The 18,658-nt window shown below is 67.4% G+C and carries 17 protein-coding genes, 1 tRNA gene and 1 other RNA gene; 9 read left to right on the top strand and 10 right to left on the bottom strand.

What is annotated here, in order from left to right:
• Together E3T37_RS01630 and E3T37_RS01635 are read right to left on the bottom strand one after the other, a co-directional pair.
• Nucleotides 1–459 (bottom strand): DUF222 domain-containing protein (locus E3T37_RS01630; protein WP_166806058.1); only part of this gene is annotated, 459 nt, incomplete at its 3' end.
• Nucleotides 460–707: 248 nt separating this feature from the next.
• Nucleotides 708–2,090, bottom strand: a complete 1,383-nt coding sequence (locus E3T37_RS01635; protein ID WP_134365119.1) for a cation:dicarboxylate symporter family transporter — start codon at nt 2,088–2,090, stop codon at nt 708–710.
• A 172-nt stretch (nt 2,091–2,262) separates the two neighbouring features.
• On the opposite strand from E3T37_RS01635, the gene E3T37_RS01640 reads away from it, so the two are divergent.
• Together E3T37_RS01640 and E3T37_RS01645 are read left to right on the top strand one after the other, a co-directional pair.
• Nucleotides 2,263–3,972, top strand: a complete 1,710-nt coding sequence (locus E3T37_RS01640; protein ID WP_134365133.1) for a sensor histidine kinase — start codon at nt 2,263–2,265, stop codon at nt 3,970–3,972.
• Nucleotides 3,965–4,669: a response regulator gene (locus tag E3T37_RS01645; RefSeq protein ID WP_134365120.1), complete on the top strand. Its 705-nt coding sequence runs from the start codon at nt 3,965–3,967 to the stop codon at nt 4,667–4,669. The genes E3T37_RS01640 and E3T37_RS01645 overlap by 8 nt, the downstream gene beginning before the upstream one ends.
• 184 nt (nt 4,670–4,853) lie before the next feature.
• Here E3T37_RS01645 and E3T37_RS01650 read toward each other — a convergent pair whose 3' ends face one another.
• Both E3T37_RS01650 and E3T37_RS01655 read right to left on the bottom strand, forming a co-directional pair.
• Nucleotides 4,854–5,366 (bottom strand): DUF664 domain-containing protein, encoded by a 513-nt coding sequence (locus tag E3T37_RS01650; protein WP_134365121.1) that lies wholly within the window; start codon nt 5,364–5,366, stop codon nt 4,854–4,856.
• A gap of 110 nt (nt 5,367–5,476) precedes the next feature.
• Nucleotides 5,477–5,552, bottom strand: a tRNA-Lys gene (locus E3T37_RS01655).
• A gap of 124 nt (nt 5,553–5,676) precedes the next feature.
• On the opposite strand from E3T37_RS01655, the gene hisN reads away from it, so the two are divergent.
• The 4 genes from hisN (at nt 5,677) to E3T37_RS01675 (ending at nt 9,700) form a co-directional block, all read left to right on the top strand.
• Nucleotides 5,677–6,519, top strand: coding sequence for a histidinol-phosphatase (gene hisN, locus E3T37_RS01660; RefSeq protein WP_134365122.1), 843 nt, complete (start codon nt 5,677–5,679; stop codon nt 6,517–6,519).
• Between the two features lie 94 nt (nt 6,520–6,613).
• Nucleotides 6,614–7,081 (top strand): septum formation family protein, encoded by a 468-nt coding sequence (locus E3T37_RS01665; protein WP_134365123.1) that lies wholly within the window; start codon nt 6,614–6,616, stop codon nt 7,079–7,081.
• Between the two features lie 80 nt (nt 7,082–7,161).
• Nucleotides 7,162–8,325: a globin domain-containing protein gene (locus E3T37_RS01670; RefSeq protein ID WP_134365124.1), complete on the top strand. Its 1,164-nt coding sequence runs from the start codon at nt 7,162–7,164 to the stop codon at nt 8,323–8,325.
• A 160-nt stretch (nt 8,326–8,485) separates the two neighbouring features.
• Complete coding sequence (locus tag E3T37_RS01675; protein ID WP_198415940.1) at nt 8,486–9,700, top strand: multicopper oxidase domain-containing protein; 1,215 nt, start codon at nt 8,486–8,488, stop codon at nt 9,698–9,700.
• A 43-nt stretch (nt 9,701–9,743) separates the two neighbouring features.
• On the opposite strand, the gene E3T37_RS01680 is transcribed toward E3T37_RS01675, so the two are convergent.
• The 6 genes from E3T37_RS01680 to prfB form a co-directional block, all read right to left on the bottom strand.
• Nucleotides 9,744–11,468: a SulP family inorganic anion transporter gene (locus tag E3T37_RS01680; protein ID WP_134365126.1), complete on the bottom strand. Its 1,725-nt coding sequence runs from the start codon at nt 11,466–11,468 to the stop codon at nt 9,744–9,746.
• 151 nt (nt 11,469–11,619) lie between these two features.
• Nucleotides 11,620–11,994, bottom strand: a transfer-messenger RNA (tmRNA) gene (gene ssrA / locus E3T37_RS01685).
• A 135-nt stretch (nt 11,995–12,129) separates the two neighbouring features.
• On the bottom strand, nt 12,130–12,606 hold the full coding sequence (smpB, locus tag E3T37_RS01690; protein ID WP_104193627.1) for an SsrA-binding protein SmpB: 477 nt from the start codon (nt 12,604–12,606) through the stop codon (nt 12,130–12,132).
• 87 nt (nt 12,607–12,693) lie between these two features.
• The gene (gene ftsX, locus E3T37_RS01695; protein ID WP_134365127.1) at nt 12,694–13,608 is read right to left on the bottom strand and encodes a permease-like cell division protein FtsX; all 915 of its coding nucleotides are present in this window, start codon (nt 13,606–13,608) and stop codon (nt 12,694–12,696) included.
• A complete protein-coding gene (gene ftsE, locus E3T37_RS01700) occupies nt 13,605–14,798 on the bottom strand; it encodes a cell division ATP-binding protein FtsE (protein WP_134365128.1) in 1,194 nt (397 codons plus the stop codon). The genes ftsX and ftsE overlap by 4 nt, the downstream gene beginning before the upstream one ends.
• 88 nt (nt 14,799–14,886) lie before the next feature.
• Nucleotides 14,887–15,996: a peptide chain release factor 2 gene (prfB, locus tag E3T37_RS01705; protein WP_134365129.1), complete on the bottom strand. Its 1,110-nt coding sequence runs from the start codon at nt 15,994–15,996 to the stop codon at nt 14,887–14,889.
• A 75-nt stretch (nt 15,997–16,071) separates the two neighbouring features.
• Between prfB and E3T37_RS01710 the strand changes: the two genes are divergently transcribed.
• The 3 genes from E3T37_RS01710 to E3T37_RS01720 are packed head-to-tail and all read left to right on the top strand — an operon-like array spanning nt 16,072 to nt 18,547.
• On the top strand, nt 16,072–17,343 hold the full coding sequence (locus E3T37_RS01710) for an MFS transporter (RefSeq protein WP_134365130.1): 1,272 nt from the start codon (nt 16,072–16,074) through the stop codon (nt 17,341–17,343).
• Between the two features lie 59 nt (nt 17,344–17,402).
• On the top strand, nt 17,403–17,888 hold the full coding sequence (locus E3T37_RS01715) for a nitroreductase family deazaflavin-dependent oxidoreductase (RefSeq protein WP_134365131.1): 486 nt from the start codon (nt 17,403–17,405) through the stop codon (nt 17,886–17,888).
• A gap of 2 nt (nt 17,889–17,890) precedes the next feature.
• On the top strand, nt 17,891–18,547 hold the full coding sequence (locus tag E3T37_RS01720; protein WP_134365132.1) for a pentapeptide repeat-containing protein: 657 nt from the start codon (nt 17,891–17,893) through the stop codon (nt 18,545–18,547).
• Nucleotides 18,548–18,658 lie beyond the last annotated feature (111 nt).

The raw sequence follows: 18,658 nt of genomic DNA on the forward strand, positions 1-18,658 counted from the left end.
CTGCGCCTTCTCCGCGCTGGCGTAGAAGGTGAGCGACGCCATCCCGTCCGGCTCGGGCTCGAAGAACACCGCCCGATCCTTCACCGACTTCTGATGCCGCGCCTTGATCGTCTCCGGGTGCCACCGCTCTCGCAGAATCCGGGCGTTGTACTTCAGCTTCGACGCGGTCAGCGTGCCCGCCGATTTCAACACGGCCGCTTCGAATTTCACCCGCCCTTCCGCGGGCACCGACCAGGCCTGATTGACCACCACCTGCGCGTGCCGATAGCTGATCTCCCCCGACGCCAGCGCCGCCCGGGTCGCCGGGAGATCCACGGCCAGGGCCCGGCTCTCCGCGACCAGGTTCTCCGCCGTGCGCTGCGGCACCCGGATCGTGCAGGCCAGCTCGCTCGAGAACTCCCGTTCGGCGACCTCACGTGCGTCNGAAGGCCGCGGCGATGTCCCGTTCTGCCTCGGCAATGGCGTCGAAATGCCGGCCCATGGCCTCTCGCTCTTCGATGAATGACGGCTTCATGAGACCTACGCTAGGGGCACCCACCGACACTGCCCCGGCATCCGTGGATGCTGTGGATAAGCCGATCAGACCCACATTGTGGAGGAGGAAGCGAGCCTGGAAACCGCGGATGCCGCCCGGGGAAGATTTCTCCCCGGACGGCATCCGCCCCCCCCATTTCGGTCTCACCCCCCGGTCAGACCCTTGGTCTCACTCAGACGGTGAGTGACGCCGTCTGAGCCGCCTTTTCGTTTTCCCGTGCCGTCTCGGCCGCGGTCGGAACACCGTGGTGGGCGATCATCGTGGTCTCGTCGAAGGGGGCGTGGCGGTCGAGCACCAGGTCGACCTGGGCCCGGTCGATCTCCTTGGTCCAGGAGCCGATCAGAACCGTGGCGACGGCGTTGCCGGTGAAGTTCGTGAGCGCACGGGCCTCGGACATGAACCGGTCGATGCCGACGATGAACCCGACACCGTCGAGCAACTGCGGTGCATGCGACTGCAGGCCGGCGGCGAGCGTCGCGATTCCAGCGCCCGAAACGCCGGCGGCACCCTTGGACGCGATGATCATGAAGACGAGGAGCCCGATCTGCTCGCCCAGGTTGAGCGGCTGGCCCATGGCGGTCGCGATGAACAGCGACGCCATCGTGAGGTAGATGGCGGTGCCGTCCAAGTTGAAGGAGTAACCGGTGGGAACCGTGACGCCCACGACCGGCTTGGACACGCCGAGGTGCTCCATCTTGGCGATCAGGCGCGGCAGCGCGGCTTCGGAGGAGGAGGTCGAGAAGATCAGCAGGTATTCGCGGCCGAGGTAGCGCATCAGCTTGAAGATGTTGACGCCGGTGACGACCTTGAGCAGGCCGCCGAGGATGACGACGATGAAGAGTGCACAGGTCAGGTAGAACGCACCCATCAGAGCGAAGAGACTGATCACGGCCTGAATGCCGGTGGCACCGACGACGGCGGCGATGGCACCGAAGGCACCGATCGGGGCGAGCCACATGACCATGATCAGGATGCGGAAGACCAGGGCCTGAACGTGCGCGATGCCTTCGAGGATCGGCTTGCCGGCCGCTCCCATCTTCTGCAGGGCGAAGCCGGCGATGAGCGCCACCAGGAGGGTCTGCAGGATGTTGCCGGCGGTCAGCGCCGAGAACAGGGTGGTCGGGATGATGCCGAGGAAGAAGTTCGTTTCGACGGCTTCCGGCGGCACGAAGGTGGTCGAGTTGAGGTCCAGACCCGAACCCGGCTTGACCAGGTTGCCCACGAACAGGCCGATGCCCAGCGCGAAGGTCGACATGATCAGGAAGTAACCCAGGGCCAGGCCGCCGATCCGGCCGACCGTGGCCGCCTTGGCGATGGATCCGATGCCGAGGACGATCGTGCAGAAGATGATCGGCGAGATCATCATCTTGATCAGGGCGATGAAGATGTCACCGAGGGGCTTGAGCGATACGGCGAATCCGTCTGCGCCACCGAAGAGCAGGCCCACGACGACGCCGAGGATCACCGCGACGATGACCGCCATATAGAGATAATGGGATTTGTCGAACTTCTTCTTCGCCGGCTTTGCAGCACGGGTGGAGGGCAGCGATGCCATGTCAAGACTCCTTTGTCTGGTAACTAGGCTGGAGGCAGGCGCCAGATGCGCCCGCGGCGAGCCGTGGTGAAGTCCACACTGGTCGACCGGGTCCGATACACCGTCGTTGCGGTCATATTGGTCACGGATGCCCGCAGGCGAACGGCCGCACACGGCGCGAAAGAAGGATGCGATGGGGCACGACTGGAGCATTGCGCGTCGCCTGTTCCTGGCGAACGCGCTCTTCATCCTCGCGATGACTGTCTTCGTGGGCACGGCCGCTTTCGTCGACGCCCGGGACCGCGGCTTCGCGGAAGCCGAGAACCGGATGCTGTCGGTCGCGACCTCGATCGCCGACAGCCCCCTGGTGCTGTCGGCCGCCCGCTCGACTGATCCGAGCCGCATCCTGCAGCCCTACGCGCTGCGAGTGTCCGAGGATGCCGGGCTCGACTTCATCACGATCATGGCCCCCGATCGCACCCGCTGGACCCACCCGACGCCGTCCGAAATCGGGCGGCCCTACATCGGCACGGTCAAGCCTGCCCTGGCCGGGGAGCCCTTCACCGAGGTCACGACCGGCACCCTCGGGCCATCCGTGCGTGCGATCGTGCCGGTCACCGATGACACGGGTGCCGTGCTCGGCCTCGTGGCCGCCGGAGTGAAGACGAGCAACCTCTCCATCGCCCTGAGCGCACGGCTGCCGGCCGTGCTGGCCGTGGCCCTGATCCTGCTGGCGGCCGGCACGGTCGCCAGCTGGCTCCTCGGACGCTACCTGAGCCGGGTCACGCTCGGCTGGGGGCCGGAACAGCTGGCCCAGCTGTTCGTCTACTACGACTCCGTGCTGCACTCCGTGCGTGAGGGGCTCGTGCTGGTCAACCTCTCCGGTGAGGTCGTGCTCTACAACGACCAGGCCGCTCGGCTGCTGGGCGTACCGGTCCGGGTGACCGCGGTGCCGTCGCCCGGACCGGGCCGGCGGGCATCCGTCGCGGCCGCGCTCAGCCTCGACCGGCTCGACCTGCCCCCGGGGCTCGGTGCCCTGCTGCAGAGCGGCCGGTCCGCGGTCGATGAAATCCACCTCACCGACACGCGCGTGCTGGTGGTCAGCCAGAAGCCCGCCCTCCTGCCCGCCGTCGGCCGCCACCAGCCCGCACCCATGGGCTGGGTCGCCACCATCCGCGACCACACGGACATGCAGCACCTGGGCAGTGAGCTGCAGTCGACGCGCACGCTCTCGGATGCCCTCCGCGCCCAGACCCACGAGCACGCGAACCGTCTGCACACCATCGTGTCCCTGATGGAGCTCGGGCGCGGTGCCGAGGCCCTCGACTTCGCGACCAGGGACCTCGAACTGAGCCAGCAGCTGACCGACGACATGATCGACTCGGTCGACGAGCCGGTGCTCAGCGCGCTCCTGATGGGCAAGTTCGCCCAGGCCAGTGAGCTCGGGGTGCTGCTGACCGTCGAGGCGGCCGGGTCGCTGTCCGATTCCGGCCTGTCGGGCCAGGACCTGGTCACCGTCGTGGGCAACCTGGTCGACAATGCCCTCGACGCGGCCGCCGGCGGTGACGCACCCCGCACCGTGCACCTGACCGTCAGGGCGACCGCTGACGCCGTGGCCATCGAGGTCGCCGACAGTGGTCCCGGCGTCGCGCCGGAGGCCGTGACCGACATCCTCCAGCGCGGGTACAGCACCAAGGAGCCGGGCGCCTACGGCCGAGGCCTGGGGCTCGCCCTCGTGCGGCAGACCGTCAAACGGCTCGGGGGCGACCTCACCATCACCCGGCGCGTGGGCGCCGTTTTCACGGTCACGCTCCCCCACCGGGACGCGGCGGGCATCAGCGCGACTCCCGGCCCGGCTACCGGCGTGGCCGTCGCGGAACCGACGGGAGCAGCGCATGGCTGAGCGGGACATCCGGGTTCTGGTCGTCGAAGACGACGCCATCGCGGCCGAGGCCCATGCGGCCTACCTCGGGCGGCTGCCCGGTTTCGTGCACGCCGGGACGGCCTCGGACGGCCATTCCGGCCTGCGCGCCCTCGCCGCGGCGTCGGCGGCCGGGCAGCCGATCGACCTCGTCCTGATGGACATGACCCTGCCCGACCTGCACGGCCTCGACGTCAGCAGACGGATGCGTGCCGCCGGCCTGACCACGGACATCATCGCCATCACGGCCGTGCGCGAACTGCAGATCGTGCGCGGTGCCGTGGCGGCCGGAATCGTGCAGTACCTGATCAAACCGTTCACCTATGCGACCTTCGCCCAGAAGCTGGCGCACTACCGGGATTTCCGGATCCACCTGGGTGCCCGCACCGCTGTGACCAGCCAGAACGACGTGGACCTCGCCTTCGCCAGCCTGCGCACACCCGCCGACCTGCCCCGGCCCAAGGGCCTGTCCGAGGGCACGCTGGGTGCGGTGATCGAGCTCCTGAAGCTGCAGACCGCGCCCGTCTCCTCCAGCGAGGTGATGGAGCAGCTCGGAATCTCGCGGGTGACCGCCCGGCGCTACCTGGAGCATCTGGCCGACACCGGAACGCTCGACCGGCAGCCCCGCTACGGAACCCCGGGACGGCCGGAGAACGAATACACCTGGAAGCGCCGCTAGGGCGGCCGGGCCCGCCCGGTGCGGCCGGTGCGGCGTCCAAACGGCGTGCCCGAACGAATTCGACGGAGATTCTGCCGGAAACAGCCCTGAACTGTACCGAAAGGGCACTTTTAGATCAGAATCTCCGTCGAATTGGCTCAGAGCCGGGCGTCGGTTTTGGCCGGGCGTCGGTTTTGGGCGGGCGTCAGAGTCCGGCGCGCTCCGCCAGACCACGCACGTAGGCCGCCTGGCCGGCGTGCTGAAGGTCGTCCGCGAGCACGCTCACCAGCCGGACCGCCAGAGTGACCGGCGGCGTCCACCGCAGGTCGACGACCCGGCCGAAATCAGCGGCGACCAGGGTCGGCAGCCACGCGACCGTGCGGGAATGGACGGCGTCGAAGTAGCCGCCCAGGTGGTCGGCGTCGGGGCGCACCTGCCCCACCTCGAGGGCGGTCTGGCCGTATCCGGTGGCGTCGTTCCCGAACGGAAGGGCGAAACGCTCCGCCCACCCGGCTGCGGTCCAGAGTTGTTTCTCCTCCATGATCTCGGACAGGTGGTCGTCCTGCACCCGGGTCAGGTGCCAGACCAGCCAGGCGACCGAGTTCGCCTGCGAATCCGGCCGGTATGCCAGAATCTCGGGGCCGGCATCCGCGAGCACGTTGTGGACTGCGCCGCGGATCCGGCCGTAGGCATCGATCAGAAGTTCGCTCGACAGCATCCGTGCTCCTTCGTCCGTTTCGAGACAGAGTAGCCCCGGCGATTCCCGCCACAACGGCACAACCCGCAGGCGCAAAAAAAAGACCGGCTTTCGAAGAAGCCGGCCCCTGCTGGTGCACCCCCCCGGACTTGAACCGGGAACCCACTGATTAAGAGTCAGTTGCTCTGCCAATTGAGCTAGAGGTGCGTATTTCTTTTTTATCCGTTCGAGCTACCCCGAACCGACTCGAAAGAGACTAACATCCTGACGCGATCCATGCGAATCGAGCCGCGACCCGGTGTGTCGCGCCAGAATAACTAGGCTGGGGAGCGTGACCGAGCCTCTGATCTACTCCCTCGACGATGACCTTGTCCTTGCGGCCGAACTCGCCGATCTGGCCGATGCGATTTCGCGCGACCGGTTCCACGCGATGGACCTCGTGGTGAGCACCAAACCCGACCGCACGCCCGTGACGGATGCCGACCAGGCGGTCGAGCGCGCCATCCGCACCCACCTGGCCGAGCGGCGCCCGACCGACGGCATCCTGGGCGAGGAGTTCGGCACCGAGGGCTCGACCATCCGGCAGTGGATCATCGACCCCATCGACGGGACGGCAGGCTTCATGCGCGGGATCCCGGTCTGGGGCACGCTGATCTCCCTCGCCATCGACGGCGTCCCCATGCTCGGCATGGTGAGCGCCCCTGCGCTCGGCAAACGCTGGTGGGCACGCACCGGAGGCGGCGCCTGGATGACCGACGAACGCACGCCCGGGGCCGCGCCCGTGCGCCTGCAGGTCTCCGGCGTGACCGAACTCGCGGACGCCTCCCTCAGCTATAACAGCATCCAACAGTGGGATGTCGCCGGTCACCTCGATGCGCTGGTCGCGCTGACCCGGCAGGTCTGGCGCACCCGGGCCTACGGCGACATGTGGTCCTACATGCTCCTCGCCGAAGGCCTGATCGACATCGCCGCCGAGTACGACCTGCAGCCCTACGACATGGCAGCCCTGGCCCCGATCGTGCAGGAGGCCGGCGGCCGCTTCACGTCGGCCGACGGCCGCCCCGGCCCGTGGCACGGCAGCGCGCTGGCCACCAACGGCCTCCTGCACGAGGCGACCCTGCGAGCGCTCCGAAACGCAGTCGCTGGCGGTACCACGGCCGAACCGGCCATCTAGACGGATGGCCGTCGCGCGCCTCCGGCTCGGTGCCCGGCTCATACTGCCGGCCCTGGTGATCGGGACCTTGACCGGATGCAGCATAATCGTCGATATGCTGCCGACGGCTCCCGTCACGGCGGCCCCGCGGACGCTCTCGCCCCTCGCCACCGTGGCCCCGGTCACCGCCCTCCTCGCCGGAGACTGTCTCACCGACTCTGCAGACGAGGCCACCCACGACGACACAGAGGCCACGAAAGAGGATGCGGGTGTGGATGCCGATGTCAGGACCATCCCCGTTCTCCCCTGCTCCGAGACTCACGACTTCGAGGTGTTCGACCGGTTCCCGGTGGCCGGCGAGGCTTTCCCCGGCGACATGGCGGTCACAGCGGCGGCCGAATCGGGCTGCGCGTCCGGGTTCGAGGGCTTCACCGGGATGCCGTATCAGGACTCCTCACTGGACTTGGACTACTTCACTCCGACCGAGCGGAGCTGGGCCGAGCCGGGCGGCCGTAACGTCGTCTGCCTGATCTTCGACCCGTCAGGCGCCGGAACCGGCAGTCTCAAGGGGGCTGAGCGCTGACATCGCTGAGCCGGGCGCGTCACACAGCGGTTATTTGAAATGATAGCTTTGAGTTAAATCCCTCAATGCTTGGAGTCTGCATGCTCTCTACCCAGTCACTGCCCCTGATCGAAGCGACACTGCCCCTGGTTGGGGAGCGCATGCCCGAGATCGCGAAGAACTTTTACGGCCGTATGCTAACCGCCCACCCCGAGCTCTTCGACGGGCTATTCAGCCGCTCGAACCAGAAGAACGGCTCGCAGCAACAGGCCCTGGCCGGCAGCATCGCGGTCTTCGCGACCCATCTGGTGAACAATCCCGAGACGACCCCCGAGGCCATGCTGTCCCGCATCGCCCACAAGCACATCTCCCTCGACATCCAGCCCGAGCAGTACGACATCGTCTACAAGTACCTCTTCGAAGCCATCGCCGACGAACTCAGCGACGTCATCACGGCCGAGATCGCAGGCGCCTGGACCGAGGTCTACTGGCTGATGGCCCACGCCCTGATCAAGATGGAAAAGGGCCTCTACGCCGGACTCGCCAGCGACAAGCCTCTCGCCCCCTGGGTCGTCATCAAGAAGGAAACCGCCGGCACCGACGCCGTCACGTTCACACTAGAGCCGGCCGACGACACCCCCGTCACACCCGCCCTGCCGGGCCAGTACGTCAGCGTCACGGCCACCATGCCCGACGGCATCCGCCAGGTGCGCCAGTACTCGCTGTCGGCCGGTACGGCCACGACCCGCGTCTTCACCACCAAGCTTGACGCTGACGGTGAGGTCTCGCCCGTGTTGCACCGTGACGTGCAGGTCGGCGACACCCTGATCCTCTCCGTGCCGTGCGGTGACATCACCCTGGATCAGGGCACCGGCCCGCTGATTCTTGCCTCGGCCGGAATCGGCTGCACGCCGAGCGCGTCGATCCTGCGTTCCCTGGTCGACACCGGCTCGAAGCGCGAGGTGCTCGTGCTGCACGCCGAGAGCAACCTCGAGCGCTGGGCGCTGCGCGACCAGATGAGCGAGGACATCGCGCTGCTCGAGGCGGCCGAACTGGAACTCTGGCTGGAGATCCCGAGCGAGGGCCACCACGAGGGTTTCATGTCGCTCGAGAACGTGACGATTCCGGAGGATGCCTCGGTCTACCTCTGCGGCCCGCTCCCGTTCATGCGCAGCCTGCGCTCACAGGCGCTGGAGTCCGGCGTGCCGGCCGAGCGCATCCACTACGAGATCTTCGGTCCCGACCTCTGGCTCGCCGGCGTCTAATTCGGGCGTCGCACTCCGCTGACAGGATCGGCCCCAGGGCAGACTTCGAACTGATTCGACCGCCTCAACTTCTTCGTAGCCCCGGACTATTATGTCCGCAAGGCCAGCGAAGGCCACCGAATGCCGCCGGCCTACCAACCCGACGAAACGAGGTGTGCCCGTGTCTGAGACCCTGGACCCCACCGAGGGGCCGTCAACGAACCGCCGCGTATCCCAGAACCGGCGGCGCCTGCGCCTCGCCGCGGTCGTCGCCGTGGTGGCGATCGCCTCGGCGCTGGTGCTCGCGCGTCTTTTTGACGGCGGCGGCGGCGCGGCGAGCGTGCAGGCGGGCAGCTCCTATGTGCCACAGACCCGCACCTACTTCCTCGCCGCCGATGAGGTCGTTTGGAACTATGCCCCGGCTGGGGCCGACCAGATCACCGGCCAACCGTTCGACGCCGCCGCAGCGGTCTTTGTGGAGTCGGGTCCGCAGCGCATCGGCAGCAGTTATCTGAAGTCGCTGTACCGCGAATACACGGATGCGTCCTTCGGCACCCTCAAGCCGCGCGCCGACGCGGACCAGCGCCTGAGCATGCTCGGCCCGGTCATCCGCGGGGTTGTTGAAGACACGATCAAGGTCGTCTTCCGCAACAATCCGGACCGACCGGCGAGCGTGCACACCCACGGCGTCTTCTACAAGAAGAGCAGCGAGGGGGCGCCCTACGACGACGGCACCGAGCCCAGCGACCAGGCGGACGATGCCGTGCCGCCGGGCGGCACCTACACCTATAGCTATGGGGTGCCGGAGCGGGCCGGGCCCATGGACGGCAGCTCGGTGATGTGGATGTACCACTCGCACACGAGCGAGGTCACGGATGACTACGCGGGACTCGTCGGACCGATGGTTATTACGAAGGTGGGTGCCGCCCGTCCCGACGGGACCCCGCGCGACGTGGACCGGGAGTTCTTCCTCCAGTTCAAGGTCAGCGACGAGAAACAGAGCCCCCATCTGGCCTGTAACATCGCCAATTTCACCGGGGACCCGGCATCCGTCGACCCGGAGGACCCGGAATTCGGGGAGAGCAACCTGATGCATTCGATCAACGGCTACGTCTTCGCCAACCAGCCGATTGACTCGCTGACCATGAAGAAGGGCGAGCGGGTGCGCTGGTACGTGATGGGGATGGGCACCGAGGTCGACCTTCACACGCCGCACTGGCACGGCAACACGGTCACCGCACTCGGGATGCGCACGGACGTCGTGAGCCTCCTGCCGGCCAGCATGATGGTAGCCGACATGGTTCCCGACGACGCCGGCACCTGGCTGTTCCATTGCCACGTGAACGACCACATCACCGCGGGCATGTTGACCCGCTATCGGGTGCTCCCCCGGTAGCGAGGGGCTCGCCCGGCGTCACGCCGACCGGACTCGGCCGACGTCACGGCTCGTCGTCCCATTCGGTTCCCTCGAGGTCGCCGCGCAGGGTTCCGGTGGCCTCGTCGACGGCCTCCCCGACGGTGACGGCGAACCGTTCCGGCGGGAACCGCCCGCTCAGCCCGTAGTCGCGCAGGTGGTCTTTCACCGGCCCCTTCATCTCGGCGAAGATCAGGGTGATCCCGCGCGAGGTGAGGAAGTCGTCGAGTTCGAGCAGCTCCTCGACGGCGGTCGTGTCGATGTCGGTGATGGGCTCGGCCGCGAGGATGACCGTTCGCACATCGCTGCCCGCCCGAGTGACCAGGCGACGCACGTAGTCGTCGAAGATGCCGCCGTTGGCGAAGAACAGCGGGGCGTCGAAGCGCACGATGACGATGCCCGGCAGCCGCTCGCCCTCCGGATGCCGCGACAGGTCGTGGTATCCGCGCAGGCCACGGATGCGACCGAGCTCGGCCCGGTAGGGGCGCCAGGCATAGCTGACGAATGCCCCGAGCGACAAGACGATCGCCACACCGATGCCCTCGATCACGCCCACCACCAGGACCCCCAGGAAGGACGCGAGCGAGAGGGCGGCATCCACTTTGTTCATCCGCACCAGCGCGATGAATCCCCTCAGGTCGACCAGCCCGGCGGCGGCGATGATGACGACCGCGGCGATGGTGGCCGACGGGAGGAAATCGGTCAGCGCCGGGGCGAGCACCATGAACACCACGATCAGCACGGCACCGACGATGCCGGTGAGCTGACTGCGGGACCCCGCGCTCTCCGCGACGGGTGTGCGCGACGAGGACGCTGACACGGGGAAGCCGCCCAGCAGGCCGCCCGCGATGTTCGACACCCCGATCGCCGCCATCTCCTGGCTGCCGTCGACGTTCTCTCCGCGGCGCGCCGCAAACGTGCGCGACAGCACGGCCGTGTCGGCGAACGCGATCAGGGCGACGCCCAGGGCGGGGAGGGCCAGCGCCGCCACATCGGCCCAGACCAGACCGCCGAGGGCCGGGGCAGGCAGCCCCTGCGGCATCGCCCCGACCACCGGGAGCGTGTCCTGCAGCCCCAGCACGGCCGTCAGGACCGTCGCCGCGACCACGGCCACGAGCACACCGGGAATGCGCGACTTTCCCCAGGACAGCCCGACGATGATGAGGAGCGACCCGAGCCCGAACAGGAGGGCCGTCACGTCGACCCGCCCATCCAGAACACCGGTGACGATGGCCGTGACGTCTCCCAGCGGCGTAGCCGAGTCGATGGAGAAACCCAGGAACGCGGGCAGTTGCGACAGGATCACCAGGATGGCCAGCGCATTGAGGTAGCCGACCCGGATCGGCTTGGAGAGAAGGTCGGTCACGAAGCCGAGGCGCAGCACCCCGCCGAGGGCCAGAATCACGCCGACCATGATCGCCAGGAGCCCGGCCAACGCGACCGCGCGCGCGTCATCGCCGACGGCCAGGGGAAGCACCACCGCCGCGATGATCGGCGCCAGCGCGGAATCAGGCCCGAGGACCAGCACCCGCGACGGTCCGAACAGGGCGTACGCGAGCAGGGGGATGATCGTGGCGTACAACCCGGTTTCGGGCGGGAGGCCGGCCACCTCGGCATAGCCGATTCCGACCGGGATCAGCAGCGCGGTCAGCACGACTCCTGCTCGTAGGTCGGGCAACAGCCACGCGCGGCGGTAGGTCAGCGCGGTGTCGACTCCCGGCACCCACCTCCGCAGCCACGTCGCAGTCATCCAGTTCCCTTCCCGGCCCCATCTTGCTGCATCCGATGTCGGTTGTGTGTCGCGAAACAGGGAAAGGGCCCGAACAACGAAAGGCCCGAACAACGAAAGGCCCGAACCTTGGGGTTCGGGCCTTTCGACTCACAGGTGTGACAGGAACCGGTGGTGGAGATGGGGGGAATTGAACCCCCGTCCACTGCTGTGGTCATATGCCTTCTACGGGTGTATCCAGTGAAATCGTTCTACTCGGCTCCGGAATTTGCCACTGGCATCTAATCCGACAAGCCCAGCCCTCGTTCAAGTCCCCCTACACCCCGCGGCTCAGAGTAGGAGCAATCTCTCTAAATGACGTCAGGATCCGGGTAGAGAGCATTCCCGGCCTGGCGGACTTCTTAGTGCGCTCGCTTAGGCAGCGAGGGCGAAGTCAGTGCGGTTTGATTTGGCACTTATTGTTTTGCAGAGATCGTTTACGAGATAACCCTGCATCCTCGACCCGCTTCTCATAATTGCGCAGGCAATGTCGAAACCGATCATCCCCCTGTGCACTCACTGCCGCCGTGGCGGCATTCAAGTGGGTTCCTGTCACACGCTGTTGAGTTTTCAATCTGCACGGCGCGACCAGATCGGCCGCTTCGTACAGCCCCTTAGCTTACAACACACCAGGGGCGGATGGCTAGTCGCCGAGGTTCTTGCGGGCGGAGATGGCCCGGTCGGACTCGCGCTTGTCCTGGCGCTCGCGCAACGTCTGGCGCTTGTCGTATTCCTTCTTGCCCTTGGCGACCGCGATCTCGACCTTGGCCTTGCCGTTCTTGAAGTACAAGCGCAGCGGCACGAGCGTGTAGCCGCCCTCTTTGGTCTTGTGGCTGATCTTGATGATCTCCTGCTTATGCATCAGGAGTTTGCGCTTGCGGCGGGGCGGGTGGTTGGTCCAGGTGCCGGCGACGTACTCCTGGATGTGCACGGCGTCGAGCCAGATCTCGCCGTTCTCGATGAAGGCGTAGCCGTCCACGAGCGAGGCCCGACCGGCCCGGAGGGACTTCACTTCGGTGCCGCTGAGCACCATCCCGGCCTCGTAGGTCTCCTCGATGAGGTAATCGTGGCGTGCCTTGCGATTGGTCGAGACGACCTTCTCGCCTATTTCCCTGGGCACGGACTTGCTCCTCAACTCGGTGTGTTTGCTCGGACGCGATACCGACCAGCCCATCAGTCTAGCGGGCTCACGGATGCCGGCCGCGGGTCAGACCTTCAGATACCGGGTAATGGCGAAGTTGGCCGAGAACGCCGCCAGCACGGCGCCGACCAGGAGCAGGATCGGAACCACCACCAGGGCGTCGTCGACCCCGACCAGCGAAAAGCTGGTCAGCCGGTCGCCCAGATAACCCTGAACGAACCAGAGCACGATTGCCATAACTGCGCCTCCCGCCAGCAGGGAGCCGAGGAGTGCGGCGAACACGCCTTCCAGGATGAACGGCGTTTGGATGAACCGGTTGGATGCCCCGACCAGCCTCATAATGCCCAGCTCCCTCCGCCGGGAGAACGCCGACAGGCGAATGGTGGTCGCGATCAGCAGGGCCGCCGCCACAAGCATCAGCGAGGCGATCCCGATCGCGGTGTAACTGGCCACATTCAGCACGGCGAAGATCTGATCCAGGTACTTGCGCTGGTCGGCCACGTTCTCGACCCCCGATACCCCGGACAAGCTCTCGACGAGAACGTCGGACTGCGAGGGGTCCTTCAGGTTCACCCAGAACGTCTGGTTCAACTGGTCGGGGGTGACGTAGTCTGCCACCGGGTTGCCCGAGAACTGCTTCTTGAAGTTCTCGAACGCCTGGTCGTGGGTCTCGAAGTAGTACTTGTCGATGAACGGTGCCAGGGTGGGCGATTCGAGCTGAGCCGTGACCGTGTCGATCTGTTCCTGCGTCGCCTCACCGGCGGTGCAGGTTTCACCGGGCGAGATCGCGGTGCACATGTAGATGCCCACCTGCGCGCGGTCGTACCAGAAGTTCTTCATCTGGCCGATCTGCATCTGCATCAGCACGGCGACACCGACGAAGGTCAGCGAGATGAACGTCACGAGCACGACGGATACAACCATGGAGGCGTTGCGGCGCAGGCCGTTGGCGGCTTCGGAGAGCACGAGTCCGAGTCTCATCGGGTGGGCCCTACATTCTGTTCGCCGGTCTGGTCCGGTTTCTCACCCGGAGCGCGCAGCCCGAGCTTCTCGGCCAGGGTCAGTTGCTCCGGCACGTCGTGCTGGGTGGTCGAGGGCGCGGGGCGGGTCATGGCGGGGCCCCCGTCCGCGGCATCCGTCCCAGTGCCCTGTGCGGTGTCGTTGCTGGAATCGGTGCTCTGCACCGGGTGCGCCTGCGTGCCGGTCCTGCCTCTGTCGGCGGCAGCGAGAACGGCCTGGCGGGCGGCCTCTCTGGCCTCGACCAGGGGAACCGGAACCGGTGCGAAGAAGCGGGGCGGCTGGGCGGCGCGCACGGTCGCGGGTTCGGCCACCGGCTCCGTCGCCGGCTCGGCGGGCGATCCGCCGGGCGGCAGGACGGCCGGTTCGGCAGCGGCGGGGTGCACGAGCGGCGCGGACGCCGCGGGTGCGAAGACGGATGCCGCGGGTGCGGACCGGCGTCCGGTGCCGGCCATGACGGTGGGGATGGCCGAGGTGGCGTAGCCGCCCTGACGCTCGTCGCGCACGATCTTGCCGGCCGCCAGCTCGATCACGCGGCGCTGCATCTGGTCGACGATCCCGGCCTCGTGCGTGGCCATGACCACGGTGGTGCCGCCGGCGTTGATGCGTTCCAGCAGCGCCATGATGCCGGCGCTGGTGGTGGGGTCGAGGTTTCCGGTGGGCTCGTCGGCGAGCAGAACCTGCGGCTTGTTGACGATGGCCCGCGCAATCGCCACCCGCTGCTGTTCACCACCGGAGAGCTCGTGCGGCAAGCGCTGGGCCTTCTCGGCCAGACCGACCATCTCCAGGGTGTCGGGCACGGCTTCCTGGATGTAACCACGGGACTTGCCGATGACCTGCAGGCTGAAGGCCACGTTGTCGAACACGCTCTTGTTGGGCAGCAGGCGGAAGTCCTGGAAGACGACTCCGAGGTTGCGGCGGAAGTATGGCACCTTGCGGTTCGAGATCGACCGGAGGTCCTGCCCGAGCACGTGGATGCTGCCGCTGGTGGGTTTGTCCTCCTTCAGCACGAGGCGCAGGCAGGTTGACTTGCCCGAGCCGGACGCGCCGACAAGGAAGACGAACTCACCACGCAGAATCTCGACACTGATGGCGTCCAGGGCGGGTCGGTTCGTTCCCGGATATTGCTTGGTGATGGTGTCAAAACGGATCATGGCCCTTTGAGCCTAAGCAGCCATCCTGAGATTTCTCACAGCGACATACCTATTGCGACAACAGGTGGCGCGACGGAAGAGAGGCTCGCTAGTCCTGCGGAGCCTGTTTGCGCCAGCGGATTCCGGCAGCGATGAAGCCGTCGAGGTCGCCGTCGAAGACCTGGCTGGGGTTGTTGACCTCGTAGTTGGTGCGCAGGTCCTTCACCATTTGGTAGGGCGCGAGCACGTAGCTGCGCATCTGGTCGCCCCAGCTCGCGGTGATGACGCCGGCCAGTTCCTTCTTCGTTGCCGCCTCCTGCTCGCGCTGCAGCAGGAGCAGCCTGGACTGGAGCACGCGCATGGCGGCGGCCCGGTTCTGGATCTGGCTCTTCTCGTTCTGGCAGCTCACGACCGTGCCCGTGGGCAGGTGGGTGATCCGCACGGCGGAGTCGGTGGTGTTCACCGACTGGCCGCCGGGGCCGCTGGAGCGGAAGACATCGACCCGGATGTCGTTCTCGGGCACCTCGATCGATTCGGTCTGCTCGATCAACGGGACCACCTCGACGGCGGCGAACGAGGTCTGGCGTTTGCCGGCCGAGTTGAAGGGGCTCATCCGCACCAGGCGGTGCGTTCCGGCCTCGACGCTCAGGGTGCCGAACGCGTACGGGGCATCCACCTGGATCGTCGCGGACTTGATGCCGGCCTCTTCGGCGTAACCCACGTCGAGCACCTGCACCGGGTAGTCGTGCTGCTCGGCCCAGCGCAGGTACATGCGCAGCAGCATCTCGGCGAAGTCCGCCGCATCCACCCCGCCGGCCCCCGAACGGATGGTGATGACGGCCGGGCGGATGTCGAACTCGCCGTTGAGCAGGGTGTGCACCTCGAGCTCGCCCAGCACTTTCTGCAGGCTCGCCAGCTCGGCCGTGGCCTCGTCGGCGGATTCCTGGTCACCTTCGGCGTTGGCCAGTTCGACCAGCACCTCGAGGTCGTCGAGGCGGCTCTCGATGCTCACGATTCGGGCGAGCTCCGACTGGCGGTGGCTGAGCTCGCTGGTCACCTTCTGGGCGTGCGCGGAGTCATCCCACAGGTCGGGCGCTCCCGCCTGTTCGTTCAGGTCGGCGATATCCGTGCGGAGTCGATCAATGTCGATCACCGACCGGATGTCGCCGAACGTGGCCCGCATCGCGGCGATCTGCTCCGAAAAGTCCAGCTCAATCATGTCAAACCCCAGCCTACCGGGCGGGTTGACGGAGCGCGGGCTGAAGCACCCGGGCTGAAGTAGCATCGAGGAGCCATGAGTATCGCCGAGCGCCCCTTCAGCCTCCGCTCCGTCGCACTCGCGGCGTTCCTGCCGACCCTGCTGTTCTCGATCGGCGAGGGCGCCATCATCCCGCTGATCCCGATCGTGGCCAACGACCTGGGCGCCTCCCTCGCGGTCGCCGGGTTCATCGCGGCCATGATCATGGTGGGCGAACTCGTCGGCGACATCCCGAGCGGGTGGGTGGTGTCCCGCATCGGCGAGCGCAACGCGATGATCTGGGCCGCCATGCTCGCGGTCATCGCCGTGTTGATCTGCATAGCAGCCCCGAACCCGTGGGTGCTGGGGATCGGGATCTTCCTGATCGGCCTGGCCACCGCCGTCTTCGCGCTGGCGCGCCACGCCTTCATGACCAGCTACGTGCCGCTGGCCTTCCGGGCCAGGGCGCTGTCGACCCTCGGCGGCATTTTCCGGGCCGGCTGGTTCGTCGGCCCGTTCATCGCGGCCGGACTCATCCGTCTGACCGGGGGCACGGAGGCCGTCTTCTGGGTGTTCGTGGTCTGCTGTCTCGGCGCGGCCACCATGCTCCTCCTCCTGCCTGACCCCGCAAGCACCTTCGGTGGCCCCGAACTGGCCAGAGCACCGGATGGCACGGTGCATCCGGCCGGCCAGGAGCTCGCGGCCGAGGAATCACAGGGACTGTTCCGCACCATCTGGGGTTACCGGGCCGTTCTCCTGAGGCTGGGCACGGGCGCGGGCCTGATCGGGGCCATGCGGGCGTCCCGCACCGTGCTCCTCCCGCTCTGGGCGGTCAGCATCGGCATCAGCGTGCCCGACATCGCCCTGATCATCGGCATCGCGGGTGCGGTCGACTTCGCCCTGTTCTACGCCAGCGGCCAGATCATGGACCGTTTCGGCCGGATGTGGACCGCTCTCCCGTCGATGATCGGGCTGGGAGCCGGGCACCTCATCCTCGCGTTCACGCACGACCTGCCGACCAACGTGGAGTGGTTCATCGCGGTGGCGATGATCCTGGCTCTGGCGAACGGGATCGGCAGCGGGCTGCTGATGACCCTGGGCGCCGACCTCGCCCCGAAGAACACCAGCCCGGCACCGTTCCTCGGCGCCTGGCGGTTCACCGCCGACCTGGGCGGCGCCGTCGCCCCCCTGGCCGTGGCCGGCCTGACCGCGGTGGCGACCGTGTCGCTGGCCAGCGGCGTGATGGGCGTGTTCGGGCTGTTCGGCGCCGTGATCCTCGGGCGCTACATCCCCCGCTACGCGCCGCGCCGGCCGCGACCGCGCCCCTGATCCGCACCGGGCGAACGGCCGAGGGAATGCGGGTCGGCCCGGTGGCGTTTAATGGTCGTATGCCCCTCATCGGAGAATACGAGCCCGGCACCCAGCAGTGGGTGCGCGACCAGGTCGACCTGTACGAAAGCTCCGGCGGCACGCAGGGCACCACGTTGCGCGGGATGCCCGTCATCGTGCTCACCACCCTCGGCGCGAAGTCGGGCAAGTTGCGCAAGACCCCACTGATGCGCGTAGAACACGAAGGCGCCTATGCCGCCATCGCCTCCCTCGGCGGCAGCCCGAAGAACCCCATCTGGTACGGCAACGTGCTGGCCCACCCGCACGTGGAGCTGCAGGACGGCCCGCACCGCCAGGACATGCTGGCACGCGAGGTCACCGGCACCGAACGCGCGAAGTGGTGGGAGCGGGCCGTGGCCGCGTTCCCCGACTACGCCGCCTACGAGAAGAAGACGAACCGGGTCATCCCGGTGTTCGTGCTCGAGCCCGTTCCCGTCGCCGCCTCGGCCGCCTCGGCCGCCGCCGCCTCCTCCGCCGCCTCCTGACGGTGGCGCGCGCGCAAACCCGGGGCCCGCAACTCGACCGCATCGTGCTGACCGGACTGACGGATGCCGACGGTGGCGACCTCCGCGCCGGTGACAGCCGGGAAGCGGAACGATTCACCGGCTGCGACCTGTCCGGCAGGGACCTGACCGGCATCGGTTTCCAGGAGTGCGAGCTGCGCGGAGTCTCCCTCAGCGATTCGCAGCTGCGCGGGGCATCCGTCGCCGACTGCGTGGCCGGAGAGCTGCACGCCGCCGTCTTCAGCGCGCCCCGCTCCAGTTGGCGGGGCGTTTCGGTCGAGCACTCCCGGCTCGGCTCGGTCGAGCTCTACGAGGCCACCCTGCGCTCCGTTCAGATCGACGGGTCAAAGCTCGATTTCGTGAACCTGCGCGGCGCGACACTCACCGACGTACTGCTCTCTAACTGCATTATCGAAGAGCTCGACCTGGGCGGGGCCACCGTGCAGCGCCTGGAACTGCGCGACTGCCGCATCGGCACCCTCGACGTGACGCGCGCGACGCTCAAGGACGTGGACCTGCGCTCGAGCGATTTCAGCGCCGTCCACGGGCTCGAGGGGCTGCGCGGCGCAACGATCGACGACGCACAGCTGAGCCTGCTGGCGCCGCTGCTCGCCGCCCACCTGGGCATCATCGTCACCTAGCCGTCCCCTGCCCTAGGAGCGTGTGTCAGTAACGCCTATTCGAAGTTGATGCGACGAGATCCGGGCCGATTTGGCCGCAGCGGGCGGGGCGTTGCTGTGGCGGTCGTCGTG

The sequence above is a fragment of the Cryobacterium sp. TMT2-10 genome (assembly GCF_004403075.1).
GTDB lineage: Bacteria > Actinomycetota > Actinomycetes > Actinomycetales > Microbacteriaceae > Cryobacterium > Cryobacterium shii.

Coding starts and splice junctions, on each gene's coding strand:
- E3T37_RS01680 (WP_134365126.1), bottom strand. CDS start 11,468: ATGACTGCGACGTGGCTGCGGAGGTGGGTGCCGGGAGTCGACACCGCG.
- E3T37_RS01640 (WP_134365133.1), top strand. CDS start 2,263: ATGGGGCACGACTGGAGCATTGCGCGTCGCCTGTTCCTGGCGAACGCG.
- E3T37_RS01645 (WP_134365120.1), top strand. CDS start 3,965: ATGGCTGAGCGGGACATCCGGGTTCTGGTCGTCGAAGACGACGCCATC.
- E3T37_RS01665 (WP_134365123.1), top strand. CDS start 6,614: ATGCTGCCGACGGCTCCCGTCACGGCGGCCCCGCGGACGCTCTCGCCC.
- E3T37_RS01715 (WP_134365131.1), top strand. CDS start 17,403: ATGCCCCTCATCGGAGAATACGAGCCCGGCACCCAGCAGTGGGTGCGC.
- prfB (WP_134365129.1), bottom strand. CDS start 15,996: ATGATTGAGCTGGACTTTTCGGAGCAGATCGCCGCGATGCGGGCCACG.
- E3T37_RS01710 (WP_134365130.1), top strand. CDS start 16,072: ATGAGTATCGCCGAGCGCCCCTTCAGCCTCCGCTCCGTCGCACTCGCG.
- E3T37_RS01670 (WP_134365124.1), top strand. CDS start 7,162: ATGCTCTCTACCCAGTCACTGCCCCTGATCGAAGCGACACTGCCCCTG.
- ftsX (WP_134365127.1), bottom strand. CDS start 13,608: ATGAGACTCGGACTCGTGCTCTCCGAAGCCGCCAACGGCCTGCGCCGC.
- E3T37_RS01635 (WP_134365119.1), bottom strand. CDS start 2,090: ATGGCATCGCTGCCCTCCACCCGTGCTGCAAAGCCGGCGAAGAAGAAG.
- E3T37_RS01650 (WP_134365121.1), bottom strand. CDS start 5,366: ATGCTGTCGAGCGAACTTCTGATCGATGCCTACGGCCGGATCCGCGGC.
- ftsE (WP_134365128.1), bottom strand. CDS start 14,798: ATGATCCGTTTTGACACCATCACCAAGCAATATCCGGGAACGAACCGA.